The organism is Frondihabitans sp. 4ASC-45, from assembly GCF_049472575.1.
GTDB lineage: Bacteria > Actinomycetota > Actinomycetes > Actinomycetales > Microbacteriaceae > Frondihabitans.
Window position 1 is genome coordinate 55608 of sequence record NZ_JBCEBN010000009.1, and the last position, 16198, is coordinate 71805.

The following is a 16198-nucleotide window of genomic DNA, read 5'->3' on the forward strand; positions in this document are numbered from 1 at the left end:
CTCAAGGATCCGACGGGGTCACGCGGCCGTTTCTCCTTCGAATTCGGGAACGCGCCACCGAGCCGCCCGACTCGGTACCATCGGCGAATGGCCTCCCACCGCAGCTATTCTGCCGATCGCCCCAGCGCGGCCCGCCGACTGACGACCGCCCGCACGGCCCTCGTCACCGGCGCCTCCACCGGCATCGGCGCCGACTTCGCGCGCCGTCTCGCCAGCGACGGCCTCGACCTGGTGCTCGTCGCTCGCAGTGCCGACAAGCTGGAAGCGCTCGCCGAATCCATACGCTCCGACTCGGGGCGTCACGTCACCGTCCTCGCCCGCGACCTGGGCCGGTCGGGGGCCGCCGCCTCCCTCGTCGACGAGGTCGACGCGCTCGGCATCGAGGTCGACTTCCTGCTCAACAACGCCGGATTCGGTACCCACGGACCGGTCGCCCTGGCCGACCCCGACCGGCTGAGCGACGAGATTCGCCTGAACTGCGAGGTGCTGACCGAGCTCAGCCAGCGCTTCCTGCCCGGCATGACTTCTCGCCGCCGCGGCACCATCGTCAACGTCGCGAGCAATGCGGCGTTCCAGCCGCTCCCGCAGATGGCCGTGTACGGAGCGACGAAAGCCTACGTGCTGTCGTTCACCGAGGCGCTCTGGCACGAGACGCAGGGCACCGGGGTGCGGGTGCTCGCCCTCTGCCCCGGGCCGACCGAAACACCCTTCTTCGCTATCGCGGGAGAGGATTTCGCCCGCACCAAGCGCACCACCACCCAGCTGATCGACACCGCCAAGCGCGCTCTGGCCGACGGCCGCCCGAGCGTCGTCGACGGCACCTACAACGCTCTGCTCGCCCGGGTCGGCGTGCGCTTCCTGCCGAAGCGGGTCGCGCTCTGGGCTGCGGCGAAGACGGTGGGCTCCCGCTCCTGACCCGAGAGCGTTCTCCCGGAGACCGGCCAGTGCACTTCCAACTTCCGGCTCACGCTTGCCGCAATGCCGCCCGCGCCGCCACGCGCACTGCTTCCGACACCGCATCGAGCGTCACCGAGGTCAGGTTCCACCGCTGCCAGTAGAGCGGTACGTCGACGGGCTGCGTCGGCGCGAGTTCCACGAGCATCCCGTCGGCCAGCGGCCCGGTGCACTGCTGCTCCGGCAGCACACCCCACCCGAATCCGAGCGTAACCGCCCGTGCGAAGTCGTCCGACGTCGGAATGTAGTGTCGCGGCCCGGCATCCGTCCGGAGCCCGAGCCGCCGGAGAAAGGCGAGTTGCAGATCGTCGTTCCGGTCGAAGTGAACGACCGGGGCCGTCTCGAGTCGTCGACCCGAAGGATCCTTGGTGCCGTCCAGAACCGAAGGATCCGGCGCAACGCCCCACCGCTCAGCGAATCCCGGCGAGCACACCGCTCGGTACCTCATCGCGCCCAGCGCCTCGGTGGTGCAGCCCTGGACGGCGTCTCTCGTTGAGGTCACCGCGGCCATCACGGTGCCGGCGCGCAACAGGTCGGTCGTGAGCTGCTGGTCTTCGCGGTGGAGGTCGAACGTGAGCTGGCGGTCGAGTCCTGCGAGCGCTTCGAGGAACCAGGTGGCGAGGCTGTCGGCGTTGACGGCCAGGGGGATGAGCGTCGCCCCGCTGTCGCCGGAGGAGCCCGAGACCCGGGCGAGAGCCGCGGCGGTCTCCGTCTCGAGGAGTTCGACCTGGCGTGCATACCGCAGCACCACCGTGCCGGCCTCGGTCAGCGTCACGGGTGTCGTCCGACGCACGAAGATCTGGCCGGCATTCTGCTCCATCGCCTTCACCCGCTGCGAGACCGCCGAGGCGCTGATGTGCAGTTGGCTCGCCGCGGCCTCGAAGGTGCCGCTGTCGATCAGCGCGGCGAGTGTCTCGAGTTGGTCCCTCTGCATAAGGCAAGCTTAAGGATCCTAAAGAACTTTAGCTGGCCTGCATCCCCCAGTCGGCTCTACGGTAACTCCGTGCATCTCCTTCCCGCGCTCTTCGGACTCCTCACCGGCCTCTCGCTCATCGTGGCCATCGGCGCACAGAACGCGTTCGTGCTGCGCACCGGCATCGAGGGTCGGTTCGGCGTCGTCGCCCCGGTCGTCGTGATCTGCGCCGTGTCGGATGCGGTGCTCATCGTCGCGGGCGTCGTCGGGGTCGGCGCGCTCGTCGATGCGGCGCCGGTCGCACTGGTCGTGATCCGAGTCGTCGGGGCGGCCTTCCTCCTCGGCTACGGGCTCCTCGCCGCGAGGCGTGTGTTCCGCCCGGCTGTCCTCCTGGCGTCCGACGCGTCCGACGCGTCGACCGGGCTGTCGGCGCGACGGGCCGTGCTGACCGCCCTCGCGCTCACCTGGCTGAACCCGCACGTGTACCTCGACACGATCGTGTTCCTGGGGTCGGTCGCCAACCGTCAGGGCCCCGACGAACGCTGGTGGTGGGCCGCGGGGGCAGTGCTGGCGAGCTGCCTCTGGTTCGCCGGGCTCGGGTTCGGTGCGCGGATCCTTCGCCCCGTCTTCGCCCGCCCGTCGGCCTGGCGGGTGCTCGACGCCCTGATCGCCGTCGTCATGATCGCGCTGGGTCTGCGGCTGGCCCTCGGCGCCTGACCCTTCGGCCCGGATCTGCCCACCGCACGACGCTTATACCGGTCGATGAGAAAAAGGTCAACGACCCCACTGGACAGGGCGCGTCACACCCACATATAGTTGACCTTTGCGCTCCCCATGCTTTCAGACGTCATATTGCGGTCGACTGAGGTGCTTCGAGACTGTGTTAGCTGACACGGTCGCTGTGTCGGTTCACGCCGCCACCGAGGTGGATGTTTTGTCTGAGGTCTCGGCCTCCCGACACCTGGCGAGCTCCACTCCACACAACCACAACGTACTGTCCCAACAGACGACACGTCCCAACAGACGACAGGGCCCTATGGGTCCACGGAGGTAGTTTCCTTGGCTGCTGCGCCCAACGCACAAACCAACTCACCCAAGAACGGCCGCGCCGCATCACGGCTTTCGTTCGCGAAGATCACCGACACGCTCACGGTCCCCGACCTGCTGGCGCTTCAGACGGAGAGCTTCGACTGGCTGGTCGGCAACGACGTGTGGAAGGGGCGACTGGCCGATGGCCAGGCTGCCGGCCGCACCGACCTCGCCGTCAACTCCGGCCTTGAAGAGATCTTCGAAGAGATCTCGCCGATCGAAGACCTCGGCGAGACGATGCAGCTCTCGTTCACGGCTCCCGAGCTCGAAGAGCCCAAGTACTCCATCGACGAGTGCAAGGAGCGCGGCAAGACCTACGCGGCTCCTCTCTACGTCAACGCCGAGTTCATGAACCACCTCACCGGTGAGATCAAGACGCAGACCGTGTTCATGGGCGACTTCCCGCTCATGACCGAGCGAGGCACCTTCATCATCAACGGCACCGAGCGTGTCGTCGTGTCGCAGCTCGTCCGTTCGCCCGGCGTCTACTTCGACCGCACCCCCGAGAAGACCTCCGATAAAGACGTCTACTCGTCGCGCATCATCCCGAGCCGCGGTGCCTGGCTCGAGTTCGAGATCGACAAGCGCGACCAGGTCGGCGTCCGCATCGACCGCAAGCGCAAGCAGAGCGTCACCGTGTTCCTCAAGGCCCTCGGCCTCACGAGCGAAGACATCGCCGAGCAGTTCAAGGGCTTCGCCTCGATCGAGGCCACTCTCGAAAAAGACACGGTCCTCACCAAAGAAGAGGCCCTCAAAGACATCTACCGCAAGCTCCGCCCGGGCGAGCAGGTCGCTGCCGAGGCCGCGCGTGCGCTCCTCGACAACTTCTACTTCAACCCGAAGCGCTACGACCTGGCGAAGGTGGGTCGCTACAAGATTAACCGCAAGCTGGGCATGGACGCCCCGCTGACCGACTCGGTGCTGACCGTCGACGACATCGTCGCCACGATCAAGTACCTCGTCTCGCTCCACGCCGAGCAGAAGACGATCAGCGGCACCCGCGACGGCAACCCGGTCGAGATCCGTCTCGACATCGACGACATCGACCACTTCGGCAACCGTCGTATCCGCGCCGTCGGCGAGCTCATCCAGAACCAGGTCCGCACCGGTCTCTCCCGCATGGAGCGCGTCGTCCGCGAGCGCATGACCACGCAAGACATCGAAGCGATCACCCCCCAGACCCTGATCAACGTGCGCCCCGTCGTCGCCGCGATCAAGGAGTTCTTCGGAACCTCGCAGCTGTCGCAGTTCATGGACCAGAACAACCCGCTCTCGGGTCTGACCCACAAGCGTCGGCTCTCGGCTCTCGGGCCCGGTGGTCTGAGCCGCGAGCGCGCCGGTGTCGAGGTTCGCGACGTCCACCCGTCGCACTACGGCCGCATGTGCCCCATCGAGACCCCGGAAGGCCCGAACATCGGTCTGATCGGCTCGCTGGCGTCCTTCGCCCGCATCAACTCGTTCGGCTTCATCGAGACGCCGTACCGTCGTGTCAGCAAGGGCAACGTCACCACGACGATCGACTACCTGACCGCCAGCGAAGAAGACGACTACGTCGTCGCCCAGGCGAACGCACCCCTCAACGACAAGTTCGACTTCGTCGACGACAAGGTGCTCGTCCGTAAGAAGGGCGGCGAGGTCGAGCTCGTCGACAAAGACGAGGTCGACTACATGGACGTCTCGCCGCGCCAGATGGTGTCGGTCGCTACGTCGCTCATCCCGTTCCTCGAGCACGACGACGCGAACCGCGCCCTCATGGGTGCCAACATGCAGCGTCAGGCTGTCCCGCTCGTCCGCAGCGAGTCGCCGCTCGTCGGTACCGGCATGGAGGGCTACACCGCCATCGACGCCGGCGACGTGGTCACGACCGACAAGGCCGGTGTGGTCCTCGAGGTCTCGGCCGACGTCGTCACCGTGCAGCTCGACGAGGGTGGCACGCAGGATTACTACCTGCGCAAGTTCGACCGCTCCAACCAGGGTGCGTCGTACAACCACCGCGTCATCGTCGAGGCCGGCCAGCGTGTCGAGGTCGGCGAAGTCCTCGCCGACGGTCCCGCGACCGAGAACGGCGAGCTCGCGCTCGGCAAGAACCTCCTCGTGGCGTTCATGCCGTGGGAGGGCTACAACTACGAAGACGCGATGATCTTGAGCCAGAACCTGGTGAAAGACGACACGCTCTCCTCGATCCACATCGAGGAGTACGAGGTCGATGCTCGCGACACCAAGCTCGGCAAGGAGGAGATCACCCGTGACCTCCCCAACGTCAGCCCGGATCTGCTGGCCGACCTCGACGAGCGCGGCATCATCCGCATCGGTGCCGAGGTTCGCCCCGGCGACATCCTCGTCGGCAAGGTCACGCCGAAGGGCGAGACCGAGCTCAGCGCCGAGGAGCGCCTGCTCCGCGCGATCTTCAACGAGAAGAGCCGCGAGGTCCGCGACACGTCCCTGAAGGTGCCTCACGGCGAGCAGGGCACGATCATCGGCGTCAAGGTCTTCGACTCGCAGGATGGCGACGACGAGCTCGGCTCGGGCGTCAACCAGCGCGTTGTCGTCTTCATCGCCCAGAAGCGCAAGATCACCGCGGGCGACAAGCTCGCGGGTCGTCACGGCAACAAAGGCGTCATCTCCACGATCCTCCCGATCGAAGACATGCCGTTCCTCGCCGACGGAACCCCCGTCGACATCGTCCTCAACCCGCTGGGTGTTCCCGGTCGAATGAACTTCGGCCAGGTGCTCGAGATCCACCTCGGGTGGATCGCCAAGCAGGGCTGGAACGTCGACGGAATCCAGGAGTGGGCCAACAACCTTCCCGAGCACGCCCTCCAGGCGTCGCCCGGCACGAAGGTCGCCACCCCGGTGTTCGACGGTGCATCCGAAGACGAGATCGCCGGTCTGCTCGACTCCACGCTGGTCAACCGCGACGGCGAGCGCCTCATCGGCTCGTCCGGCAAGGCCCAGCTGTTCGACGGCCGTTCCGGTGAGCCCTTCCCCGAGCCCGTCTCGGTCGGCTACATGTACATCCTGAAGCTGCACCACCTGGTCGACGACAAGATCCACGCTCGTTCGACCGGTCCGTACTCGATGATCACGCAGCAGCCGCTGGGTGGTAAGGCGCAGTTCGGTGGTCAGCGATTCGGTGAGATGGAGGTCTGGGCCCTCGAGGCCTACGGAGCCGCTTACGCGCTCCAGGAGCTCCTGACCATCAAGTCCGACGACATCCTCGGCCGCGTCAAGGTCTACGAGGCAATCGTCAAGGGTGAGAACATCCAGGAGCCCGGCATCCCCGAGAGCTTCAAGGTCCTCATCAAAGAGATGCAGTCGCTCTGCCTGAACGTCGAGGTCCTCTCGGCCGACGGTCAGACGGTCAGCCTGCGCGACAACGACGACGAGGTGTTCCGCGCTGCGGAAGAGCTCGGCATCAACATCTCTTCTCGCTTCGAATCGTCGAACATCGACGAGATCTAAGCCTCACCCTCTCAAAGACACTTTTCGAAAAAGGGATAAACATTGCTCGAAGCAACAACTTTCGATGAGCTGCGGATCGGTCTCGCTACGGCTGAGAACATCCGCGCCTGGTCGCACGGTGAGGTCAAGAAGCCGGAAACCATCAACTACCGCACGCTCAAGCCCGAGAAAGACGGCCTCTTCGGAGAGCAGATCTTCGGGCCCAGCCGCGACTGGGAGTGCGCCTGCGGTAAGTACAAGCGAGTCCGATTTAAAGGAATCGTCTGCGAGCGCTGCGGCGTCGAGGTCACCAAGTCCTCGGTCCGACGCGAGCGCATGGGCCACATCGAGCTCGCCGCACCCGTCACGCACATCTGGTACTTCAAGGGTGTTCCGTCGCGTCTCGGCTACCTGCTCGACATGGCGCCGAAAGACCTCGAGAAGGTCATCTACTTCGCGGCCTACATGGTCATCTCGATCGACGACGAGGGTCGTCACGCTGACATGCCGGGTCTTGAGAACGAGCTTCGTCTCGAGATCAAGCAGCTCGAGTCGCAGCGCGACACCCGCATCGCCGACCGTCTGAAGAAGCTCGAAGACGACCTGGCCGCCCTGGAGGCGGAAGGCGCCAAGAGCGACCAGAAGCGTCGTGCAAAAGACGGTGCCGAGAAGGAGATGTCGCAGACGCGTAAGGCGTTCGACGAAGACATCAACCGTCTCGAGCGCGTCTGGGAAGACTTCCGCACCCTCAAGGTCGGCGACCTGAAGCCGGAAGACGCCGTCTTCCACGAGCTCCAGGACCGCTTCGGCATCTACTTCGAGGCCCACATGGGCGCCGAGGCGATCCAGAAGCGTCTCCAGTCGTTCGACCTCGAGGCCGAGGCCGAGATCCTCCACGACCAGATCGCGAACGGCAAGGGTCAGAAGAAGATCCGCGCCATCAAGCGTCTCCGAGTCGTGTCGTCGTTCCTGTCGACCGGCAACTCGCCGGCCGCCATGGTCCTCGAGGTCGTCCCGGTCATCCCGCCCGAGCTCCGCCCCATGGTGCAGCTCGACGGTGGCCGTTTCGCGACCTCCGACCTCAACGATCTCTACCGTCGTGTGATCAACCGCAACAACCGTCTTCGTCGTCTGCTCGACCTCGGTGCTCCCGAGATCATCGTCAACAACGAGAAGCGGATGCTGCAGGAGGCCGTCGATGCACTGTTCGACAACGGCCGCCGTGGTCGCCCCGTCACGGGTACCGGCAACCGCGCCCTGAAGTCCCTGAGCGACATGCTCAAGGGAAAGCAGGGTCGTTTCCGCCAGAACCTCCTCGGAAAGCGCGTCGACTACTCGGGTCGTTCCGTCATCATCGTCGGACCGACGCTGAAGCTGCACCAGTGCGGTCTGCCCAAGCAGATGGCTCTCGAGCTCTTCAAGCCGTTCGTCATCAAGCGCCTCATCGACCTCAGCCACGCTCAGAACATCAAGAGCGCCAAGCGCATGGTCGAGCGTTCGCGCCCGCAGGTGTGGGATGTCCTCGAAGAGATCATCCGTGAGCGTCCGGTTCTGCTGAACCGCGCGCCCACGCTGCACCGTCTCGGCATCCAGGCCTTCGAGCCTCTCCTCGTCGAGGGCAAGGCCATCCAGCTGCACCCGCTCGTCTGCGCGGCGTTCAACGCCGACTTCGACGGCGACCAGATGGCTGTCCACCTCCCGCTGAGCGTCGAGGCCCAGGCCGAGGCCCGCATCCTGATGCTGGCGTCGAACAACATCCTGAAGCCGTCCGACGGTCGTCCGGTGACCCTGCCCGCACAGGACATGATCATCGGTCTGCACCACCTGACGACGGTCACCGAGGGTGCCACGGGTGAGGGCCGCGCGTTCTCGTCCGTCTCCGAGGCCATCCTGGCCAAGGATCAGCACTCGCTCGACCTCAACGCCGTCGTGAAGATCCGTATCCCGGGTCTGACCTTCGCCGAGGGCGACGCTCCCGCCGGTTACGTCGAGGGTGACACCACCCTGGTCGAGACCACTCTGGGTCGCGCCATCTTCAACGAGGCTCTCCCCGAGGACTACCCGTTCGTCCAGGAGGTCACCGACAAGGGCGTCCTCTCGACGATCGTCAACGACCTCGCCGAGCGGTACCCGAAGGTCGCCGTCGCGGCAGCTCTCGACAACATCAAAGACGCGGGCTTCTACTGGGCCTCGCGTTCCGGTGTCACCGTTGCTCTCTCCGACATCCTCACGCCTCCCGGCAAGCCGGAGATCGTCGCGGGTTACGAGAAGCAGGCTGCGGCTGTGCAGGGCGAGTTCGACAAGGGCCTCATCTCCGACGCCGAGCGTCGCGCCGACCTGATCAAGATCTGGACAGAGGCGACCAACGAGGTCGCCGCTGCGATGCGCGCGAACTTCCCGAAGAACAACACCATCAACCGCATGGTGACGTCGGGTGCTCGTGGTAACTGGCTGCAGGTCCGCAACATCGCGGGTATGCGTGGTCTGGTGAACAACCCGAAGGGTGACATCATCCCTCGTCCGATCATCTCCTCGTACCGCGAGGGTTTGTCGGTCGCCGAGTACTTCATCGCGACGCACGGTGCTCGTAAGGGTCTGGCCGACACGGCTCTCCGTACGGCCGACTCGGGTTACCTGACTCGTCGTCTCGTCGACGTGTCGCAGGACGTCATCATCCGTGAAGACGACTGTGGTACCTCCCGCGGTCTCGAGATGCCCATCGCTGCTCCTGGCGCCGACGGTGTCCTGGTCCGCGATGCGACGGTCGAGAACACCGTCTACGCCCGCACCCTGTCGGCCGACGCGGTCGACCCCAAGGGCACGGTCGTCGCCGAGGCTGGCGCCGATGTCGGAGACGTCCTGATCGACCAGCTGGTCGCCGCGGGTGTCGAGACCATCAAGGTGCGCTCGGTCCTCACGTGTGAGTCGGCCGTCGGTGTCTGCGCGAAGTGCTACGGCCGTTCGCTCGCCACCGGCAACCTCGTCGACATCGGAGAGGCGGTCGGCATCATCGCGGCCCAGTCGATCGGTGAGCCCGGCACGCAGCTGACCATGCGTACCTTCCACACCGGTGGTTCGGCTTCGGCAGACGACATCACGCAGGGTCTTCCCCGCGTGACGGAGCTCTTCGAGGCCCGTACCCCCAAGGGTGCGTCGCCCATCGCCGACAGCGCCGGCCGTGTGCAGATCGAAGACACCGACCGTGCACGTCGCGTGATCCTCACCCCCGACAACGGCGACGAGCCGGTGATCTACCCGGTGCTCAAGCGTTCGACCCTCCTCATCGAAGATGGTCAGCACGTCGAGCTCGGTCAGCAGATCATCGCCGGTGCGGTCGACCCGAAGGAGGTCCTGCGAGTCAAGGGCGTCCGTGCGGTTCAGCAGCACCTCGTCGGTGGCGTCCAAGACGTCTACCGTTCGCAGGGTGTGCCGATCCACGACAAGCACATCGAGGTCATCGTTCGTCAGATGCTCCGCAAGGTCACCGTCGTCGACCACGCCGACACCGACCTGCTCCCCGGTGAGCTCGTCGACCGGATGCGCTACAACGAGATCAACCGTGCGGCTCTGACCGAGGGCAAGAAGACGGCTTCGGCTCGTCAGGAGGTCCTCGGAATCACCAAGGCCTCGCTCGCGACCGAGTCGTGGCTGTCGGCCGCTTCGTTCCAGGAGACCACGCGTGTGCTCACGCAGGCCGCCATGGAGGGCAAGTCCGACCCGCTGATGGGCTTGAAAGAGAACGTCATCATCGGAAAGCTGATCCCGGCCGGTACCGGCCTCAGCCGCTACCGCGACGTGGCCGTCGAGGCCACCGAAGAGGCAAAGGCCGAGCGCTACCCGAACCGTGTCTTCACCGACGACGCGTCGTTCAACGAGGCTGACCTCAGCTTCGTCGACTTCGACTCGTTCTCGAGCGACGACTTCACGCCGGGTACGTACAACTAAATCCGAACAATGGGTCCAAGGATCCAGGCACGGCCCCGCTGCACTCCGGTGCGGCGGGGCCTTTCCGCGTCCCCCGCCGGGCTCCCTCCGCCCCGCGCCCTGAGGCTCTACGCCCCTGATGCAAATTTGAAGGAAAAACCCCCGGCCGGCGACGAGAACATCAGGATCCGGCGGGGTCGCTCCCCGGTTTCTCCTTCGAATTCGGGTGGGCGCTCCTCACGCGGCAGGATGGACGGCATGGATCAGGCACCGAAATCCCTCCGCGATCGGGCAGCTGCCCCCGCCACCGTCGACCGGCCGCACACGCCGAGCGTCGCCTGGCGCCCGGCTACGGCCCACGACGCCGCAGCGATCACCGCCCTCGAGCGCGAGGCCGGCGCCGTGGACCACCCCCGCTACGTCGTGACGCTGGAAGAAATGCAGCACGATCTCACGCGCGACGGGGTCGACCTCGACCGCGATTCTCTCGTCGGGTTCGATGAGAACGGCGCGCTCGTCGCATACGCGCTCTCGACCCTCCTCCCGTTCGACGAGGTGACAGGGGTCGTCAAAGTCGTGGTCGATGGGAGCGTCCGTCTCGACCGACGCGGCGAGGGTATCGGGCAGGCACTGATGCGGTGGCACGAGGCGCGGGGGCGTCAGCAGCTCGCGAGTGTCGAGGGGGCACACCCCGGCTGGCTCATCACCTTCGCCGACGAGGCGGCGACGGACAAGATAGGCCTGCACGAGCAATGGGACTACGAGCTGCGGCGGTGGTGGTTCGAGTTGACCCGCGCCCTCGACGACGAGATCGGTGACGTGCCGCTGGATCCTGCGCTTCGTCTCGAGCCTTTCACCGCCGCGCTGTCGGAGCGCACGCGCGTCGCTCGCAACGACGTCTTCCGCGATCACTGGGGTTCGCAGGCGACGCCGGCTGCTGACTGGGAGGTCGCGCGCGCATTGCCGACCGCGCGACCCGATCTCTCGTTCGTCGCCGTCGACCCGGCAAGCGACGAGGTCGTGGCCTTCGTGCTGTCGAGCGTCAACGAGGAGGAGTGGGCCGCAGCCGGGCACTCCTTCGGCTACATCGACTACGTGGGGGTGCGCCGCGGGTGGCGAGGCCGCAAGGTCGCGCAGGCGCTGCTGAACCACACGATGCGCTCCTTTCGCGACGCCGGGCTCTCGCACGCGACCCTCGACGTCGATTCCGAGAGCCCGACCGGTGCGACAGGGCTCTACGCCGGCCTCGGGTTCACGCCTATCAACCGATCGGTATCGCTCGTGAAAAACATTTAGAAGTCGAAGTGCCTGTTTCCACTCCACGGTGTGAGACGGGTTTCGGAGGCATCCAAGATGGTGAGCCCGACATCACTTCACCTCGCGTCGGACCTGTCGCCACCAACCGATCGCGATTGGAACCAGGATGAACAAGACGAGCGAGGTCAGCGCGGGACCTATCCCGACCTCGGTACCCTCAGTGGTTGTCCAGGCCCATTCCGGTTGCGTCATCCAGGCACTAAAAGCCAGTACCGAGACCCACGGCGCCACTGACGGGAAAGCAAGTGCCATCCCGACGTCGTAGACAAACGGGAGCAGAAGCGTCGTCGTGATCGCGAGAGGTGTATTCAAAAGAAGAAATCCTGCTGCCGTCCCCGTGAGTAACGCAGCGAAAGAGAGCCCTGTCATCGACAGGAGGCTCAGGAGGGTCCGCGCGGTGAGGACGGTCGAGGCGTGGCTGGGGAACAAGACGAGAAACGTTGCCAACGAGATGACGGAGATGACAGCGGTCACCGCCAAGACCATGAGGAGCGCTGCGACGAGCCGTGCACCGATAACCAGGGATCGCCGGGGAACGAGTACAAAAGTCGTCATCGCTGACCGTTGACTCCAGTCGCCGGTCGTGGCCAGGACGGCCAGGATGGGAAGAAGAGCCGGGAGGGGCAGTGTTGCTCCTCGGAGGAACGTGCCGAAGTCGTCGACCTCAGCCACCCTGTTGATCGTGAGTGCCGCGCAGCTGAGCGCGATCATGACAACGACCACCCAGCGAGATGCCACCGTGTCAATGCACTTTCGCAATTCGGCGTGGAGAAGACGTCTGGCTGTTGTCATAGCGCGTCTCGCTTTGTGAGGGTCCCGCCAACGAACTCTCCGGTCGTGGACGAGAGAAACACGGAGTGCAAAGACTGACGTGTGAGCGGATTCAAAGATTCGAGAGGCTCACCCAGTTCTGTTGAGAGCTGCCAGATCGACACCGAATCCGCGTCGGCGAGCATGCCGGAGTCGTGTGGGGATTTTGTCCACGATATGCCTCGCTCATCAAGGGCTCGGACGAAAGCACGGGGATCGCGCGGCACAAACGACGTCGCGGCCCGCGACGGGAGTGCATCCCTTTCGTAGTCCGCGGTCACTCGACCCTTGTCGAGGATCACAAAGTGATCGGCCACCCCTTCGATGTCATTGAGGTGATGGCTCGAGAGCAGAACCGTCCCGCCGCGGGCGGCGAAATCTCGGAGAAACTGATTCATCCAGTCGATACCTTCCGGGTCAAGGCCATTGGCAGGCTCGTCCAGAATCAGGTAGGCCGGGTCGCCGAGGAGCGCGATAGCCAGTCCGAGGCGTTGGCGCATTCCCAACGACAATGCTCCTACCCGGCGCTTTGCCGCAGATAAGAGCCCGACGAAGTCGATGCATTCCGTTCCGCGCGACTCGGACACGCCAAGGATGACGCACGCGAGAGCTATGGTTTCTCTCACCGACCTTCCCGTGTGATGGGCGCTGGCGTCGAGAAGCACGCCGACAGACAATCCCGCGTTCTCGAGCTCGGCCATTGTCTTCCCGTCAAACGTGCTCGTACCGAGGTCCGGCCGCGCTAGCCCGGTGATCATTCGCAGGGTCGTCGACTTACCGGATCCATTCGGGCCCAGAAACGCAGTTACGGTTCCGGGTGCGCATTGGAAGGAGACGTTGCTCACGACGACTGCGCCCCGATAGCTCTTTTCGAGACCCGCTACTACGAGACCGGCCGAGGCGTTACTGACGCTCACGAGGCCAACCATCGAACGATGTAGATGACGATAATCGCCATTATGAGGGGGAGTGCCGCCATGACGGCATGCCGGGGTTCGGACCGCTCTCCAGCGCGTCGACCCAAGTGGGCGAAGAGCGCGAATGCGACGCCTAGCGGGACAAGAGACGCCCGCGTGTCGTAAATGACTAGGACAAGACTCACCGCCGCCAGGACGGGGCAGGCCCAGGATTCCTGCGTTATCCATCGGGCGGGGCGAGAGGAACCAGGCTCGGTCTGAGGCATGATGCTCCGTTCGTACTTCGAGGAGGGGGAGCGGCGGGTACGAGCCCGCCGCTCCATTGCGGCTAGTGGAAGCCTCTCCAGACCTCGTAGGCGTTCAGAAGGAACGAGACGGCCGCCGCGATAGCCTTGACGGCCTTCCATGTGTTGTTCGCAAACCAGGTGTAGGCCTTCTTGACGCCGTTTGAGAACGTGCTCCAGAGGCCCGGAATCTTCTTGACCCCGGTCGAGAAGAGTTTGAGCAGTGTGCTGATGGCGCCGCGTGATTCTGCCCCTGCGGCAGAATTTGCGCCGAGGCCGGTGGCAGAGACAGAGCCTTGAGGCGTGCCAGCGGCCGAGAGGACCCTGGGCGCGTTGGGTTGAGCCGAAGAGCTCGACGCGGTAGCCGCGATGCCGGCCGGTGTTGCAGCTGAGGCGACGCTGGGAACGGTGATACCCAGAAGGGCAGGCGCTATTAGCACGGTGGCCACCGTCCATGTGCGTCCTGTTCGACTCGATTTAGACTTGAACATCATTGCTCCAGTAGTGATGAGTTCGTGGTCCTTCCACGAACAGCAGACGGGTTGCTCCAACAATCCGCCTGCGGGGCGGGCCACAGAACGGCCCGCCCCCACCCTCACACCTCCAATTTGATATGTCAAAGCAGAGATTCTCATTTTGCGCAGAGGCCCTCTTTTAGGGCTTGCTCGGGGCGCGCCCCCAACGGGTGCCACTCCGATTGGGACGTGTACCCCGCACGGCGATCGGGTGACACTTGCCTGGTCCGCTCCCCATGGCGGGCTCGGTCGCGTGCACCGTTCGCGGCCCCCTGTCCTAGGAGGTTCCGCATGGCGTCGATGACCGAGATCCTGATCTTGCACGGTCTTCTGCCGATCGAGCAGCTCGACCTGATGAGCAATCCGGCCGACGAAGAGGCGAGCGTTCGCGACCTCCTCGCGCGCGGTGTCGTCTCCGAGCTGCAGATCGCGAAGGCGCGCGCTCAGGCGGCGGGCATGTCGTTCGTCGAGCTCGTCGACTACCCGGTCGACCGCAACGCCGTCACGATGGTCTCCGCCGCGATCGCACGGCGCCACGGCGCGCTGCCGATCTCGATCCAGGGCGGGCTGCTGCTCGTCGCCGTCAGCGATGCCGGCAACGTCTTCGCTCTCGACGACGTGCGCGCCGCTTCGCGGATGCCCATCGAATGGGTGATGGCGGAGAAGGGCGATCTCAAGACCGCCATCGACCGCTACATCCGTGCCGACGACGAGCTGAACGACCTCACCTCCACGCTGGAGGAGGAGAACACCGTCCAGGATCAGAGCGCGATGGACATCGCGGGCAGCCCTGACGACGACGTGCCGATCGTCCGGTTCGTCAACCTGCTGGTCAGCCAGGCGATCACCGACCAGGCCTCGGACATCCACATCGAGCCCGGCGAGAACGAGGTGCGGGTCCGCTATCGCATCGATGGCGTGCTCCACGAGATGCAGCCGGCCCCCAAGAGCATCCAGAACGGCGTCATCTCGCGCCTCAAGATCATGAGCGAGATCGACATCGCCGAGCGTCGCCGCCCGCAGGACGGCCGCATGTCGGTTCGCCACGGCAACCGGCAGATCGACCTCCGCGTGGCTACCCTCCCCACGGTGTGGGGCGAGAAGGTCGTCATGCGAATTCTCGACAACTCGAACACGTCGATGAGCCTGCGCGACCTCAATATGCTCGAGCGCAACTTCGACGTCTTCGCCGAGTCGTATTCGAAGCCCTACGGCATGATCCTCGTCACCGGCCCGACCGGCTCGGGCAAGTCGACGACGCTGTACACGACGCTCAACGCGGTCGCGCGGCCCGAGATCAACGTGATCACGGTCGAAGACCCGGTCGAGTACCGCATGCCCGGCATCAATCAGGTGCAGGTCAACCCGAAGGCCGGCCTCACGTTCGCCAGCGCACTGCGCAGCATTCTCCGCTCCGACCCCGACGTCGTCCTCCTCGGCGAGATCCGCGACCACGAGACGGCGCAGATCGCCATCGAAGCGTCGCTCACCGGTCACCTCGTGCTCTCCACGCTTCACACGAACGACGCCCCGAGCGCTATCGTCCGATTGACTGAGATGGACATCGAGCCGTTCCTCGTCGGCTCCGCACTCGACTGCGTGGTCGCCCAGCGTCTCGCGCGTCGGCTCTGCGACCGGTGCAAGCGCCCCGCCGAGTACACGCCGATGCACCTGAACGCGCTCAAGTTCCACATCGACCCCGATCTCGCGCCGCCGGTCGTGTTCGAGCCCGTCGGCTGCCAGTCGTGCTCCAACACCGGCTACCGCGGCCGCGTCGCCCTTCACGAGGTCATGGCGGTCTCCGAAGACATCGAGCGCCTCGCCGTCAAACGCGCCTCCAGCGCCGAAATCGCGCGGCTCGCTCAGGAGCAGGGCATGCTCACGCTCCGCCAGGACGGCTGGGAGAAGGCCAAGCAGGGCCTCACCAGCGTCGAAGAGATCCTCCGAGTCGTGGCCTAGACCCCGACACCGCCGTGGCGCGAGCCAGGGCGACCCCGACGTGGCGCTGGGCCACGCACGATCACGATCACCCCA

General features: G+C 65.3%; 10 protein-coding genes. 6 read left to right on the plus strand and 4 right to left on the minus strand.

Annotation, left to right across the window (positions count from 1 at the left end; all coding sequences use genetic code 11):
• Positions 1-87: 87 nt before the first annotated feature.
• Positions 88-915, plus strand: a complete 828-nt coding sequence (locus VH571_RS13795; protein WP_423265050.1) for an SDR family NAD(P)-dependent oxidoreductase — start codon at positions 88-90, stop codon at positions 913-915.
• 49 nt (positions 916-964) lie between these two features.
• On the opposite strand, the gene VH571_RS13800 is transcribed toward VH571_RS13795, so the two are convergent.
• Complete coding sequence (locus tag VH571_RS13800; protein ID WP_423265051.1) at positions 965-1888, minus strand: LysR family transcriptional regulator ArgP; 924 nt, start codon at positions 1886-1888, stop codon at positions 965-967.
• Between the two features lie 69 nt (positions 1889-1957).
• Here VH571_RS13800 and VH571_RS13805 point away from each other — a divergent pair, with 69 nt between their 5' ends.
• The 4 genes from VH571_RS13805 to VH571_RS13820 all read left to right on the plus strand — a co-directional run bounded on the left by VH571_RS13805 (position 1958) and on the right by VH571_RS13820 (position 11617).
• Complete coding sequence (locus VH571_RS13805; RefSeq protein ID WP_423265052.1) at positions 1958-2584, plus strand: LysE/ArgO family amino acid transporter; 627 nt, start codon at positions 1958-1960, stop codon at positions 2582-2584.
• Between the two features lie 342 nt (positions 2585-2926).
• Entirely contained in the window at positions 2927-6418 is a 3492-nt protein-coding gene (gene rpoB, locus VH571_RS13810) for a DNA-directed RNA polymerase subunit beta (RefSeq protein ID WP_423265053.1), read from the plus strand.
• A gap of 42 nt (positions 6419-6460) precedes the next feature.
• Entirely contained in the window at positions 6461-10342 is a 3882-nt protein-coding gene (locus VH571_RS13815; RefSeq protein ID WP_123939619.1) for a DNA-directed RNA polymerase subunit beta', read from the plus strand.
• Positions 10343-10579: 237 nt separating this feature from the next.
• A complete protein-coding gene (locus tag VH571_RS13820) occupies positions 10580-11617 on the plus strand; it encodes a GNAT family N-acetyltransferase (RefSeq protein ID WP_423265054.1) in 1038 nt (345 codons plus the stop codon).
• A 72-nt stretch (positions 11618-11689) separates the two neighbouring features.
• On the opposite strand, the gene VH571_RS13825 is transcribed toward VH571_RS13820, so the two are convergent.
• From VH571_RS13825 to VH571_RS13835, 3 genes are all read right to left on the minus strand, one after another.
• Positions 11690-12376, minus strand: coding sequence for a hypothetical protein (locus tag VH571_RS13825; protein WP_423265055.1), 687 nt, complete (start codon positions 12374-12376; stop codon positions 11690-11692).
• Positions 12377-12426: 50 nt separating this feature from the next.
• A complete protein-coding gene (locus VH571_RS13830; protein ID WP_423265056.1) occupies positions 12427-13593 on the minus strand; it encodes an ATP-binding cassette domain-containing protein in 1167 nt (388 codons plus the stop codon).
• A 100-nt stretch (positions 13594-13693) separates the two neighbouring features.
• Positions 13694-14089, minus strand: coding sequence for a hypothetical protein (locus tag VH571_RS13835; protein ID WP_423265057.1), 396 nt, complete (start codon positions 14087-14089; stop codon positions 13694-13696).
• A 366-nt stretch (positions 14090-14455) separates the two neighbouring features.
• On the opposite strand from VH571_RS13835, the gene VH571_RS13840 reads away from it, so the two are divergent.
• On the plus strand, positions 14456-16123 hold the full coding sequence (locus tag VH571_RS13840) for a GspE/PulE family protein (RefSeq protein WP_123939615.1): 1668 nt from the start codon (positions 14456-14458) through the stop codon (positions 16121-16123).
• Positions 16124-16198 lie beyond the last annotated feature (75 nt).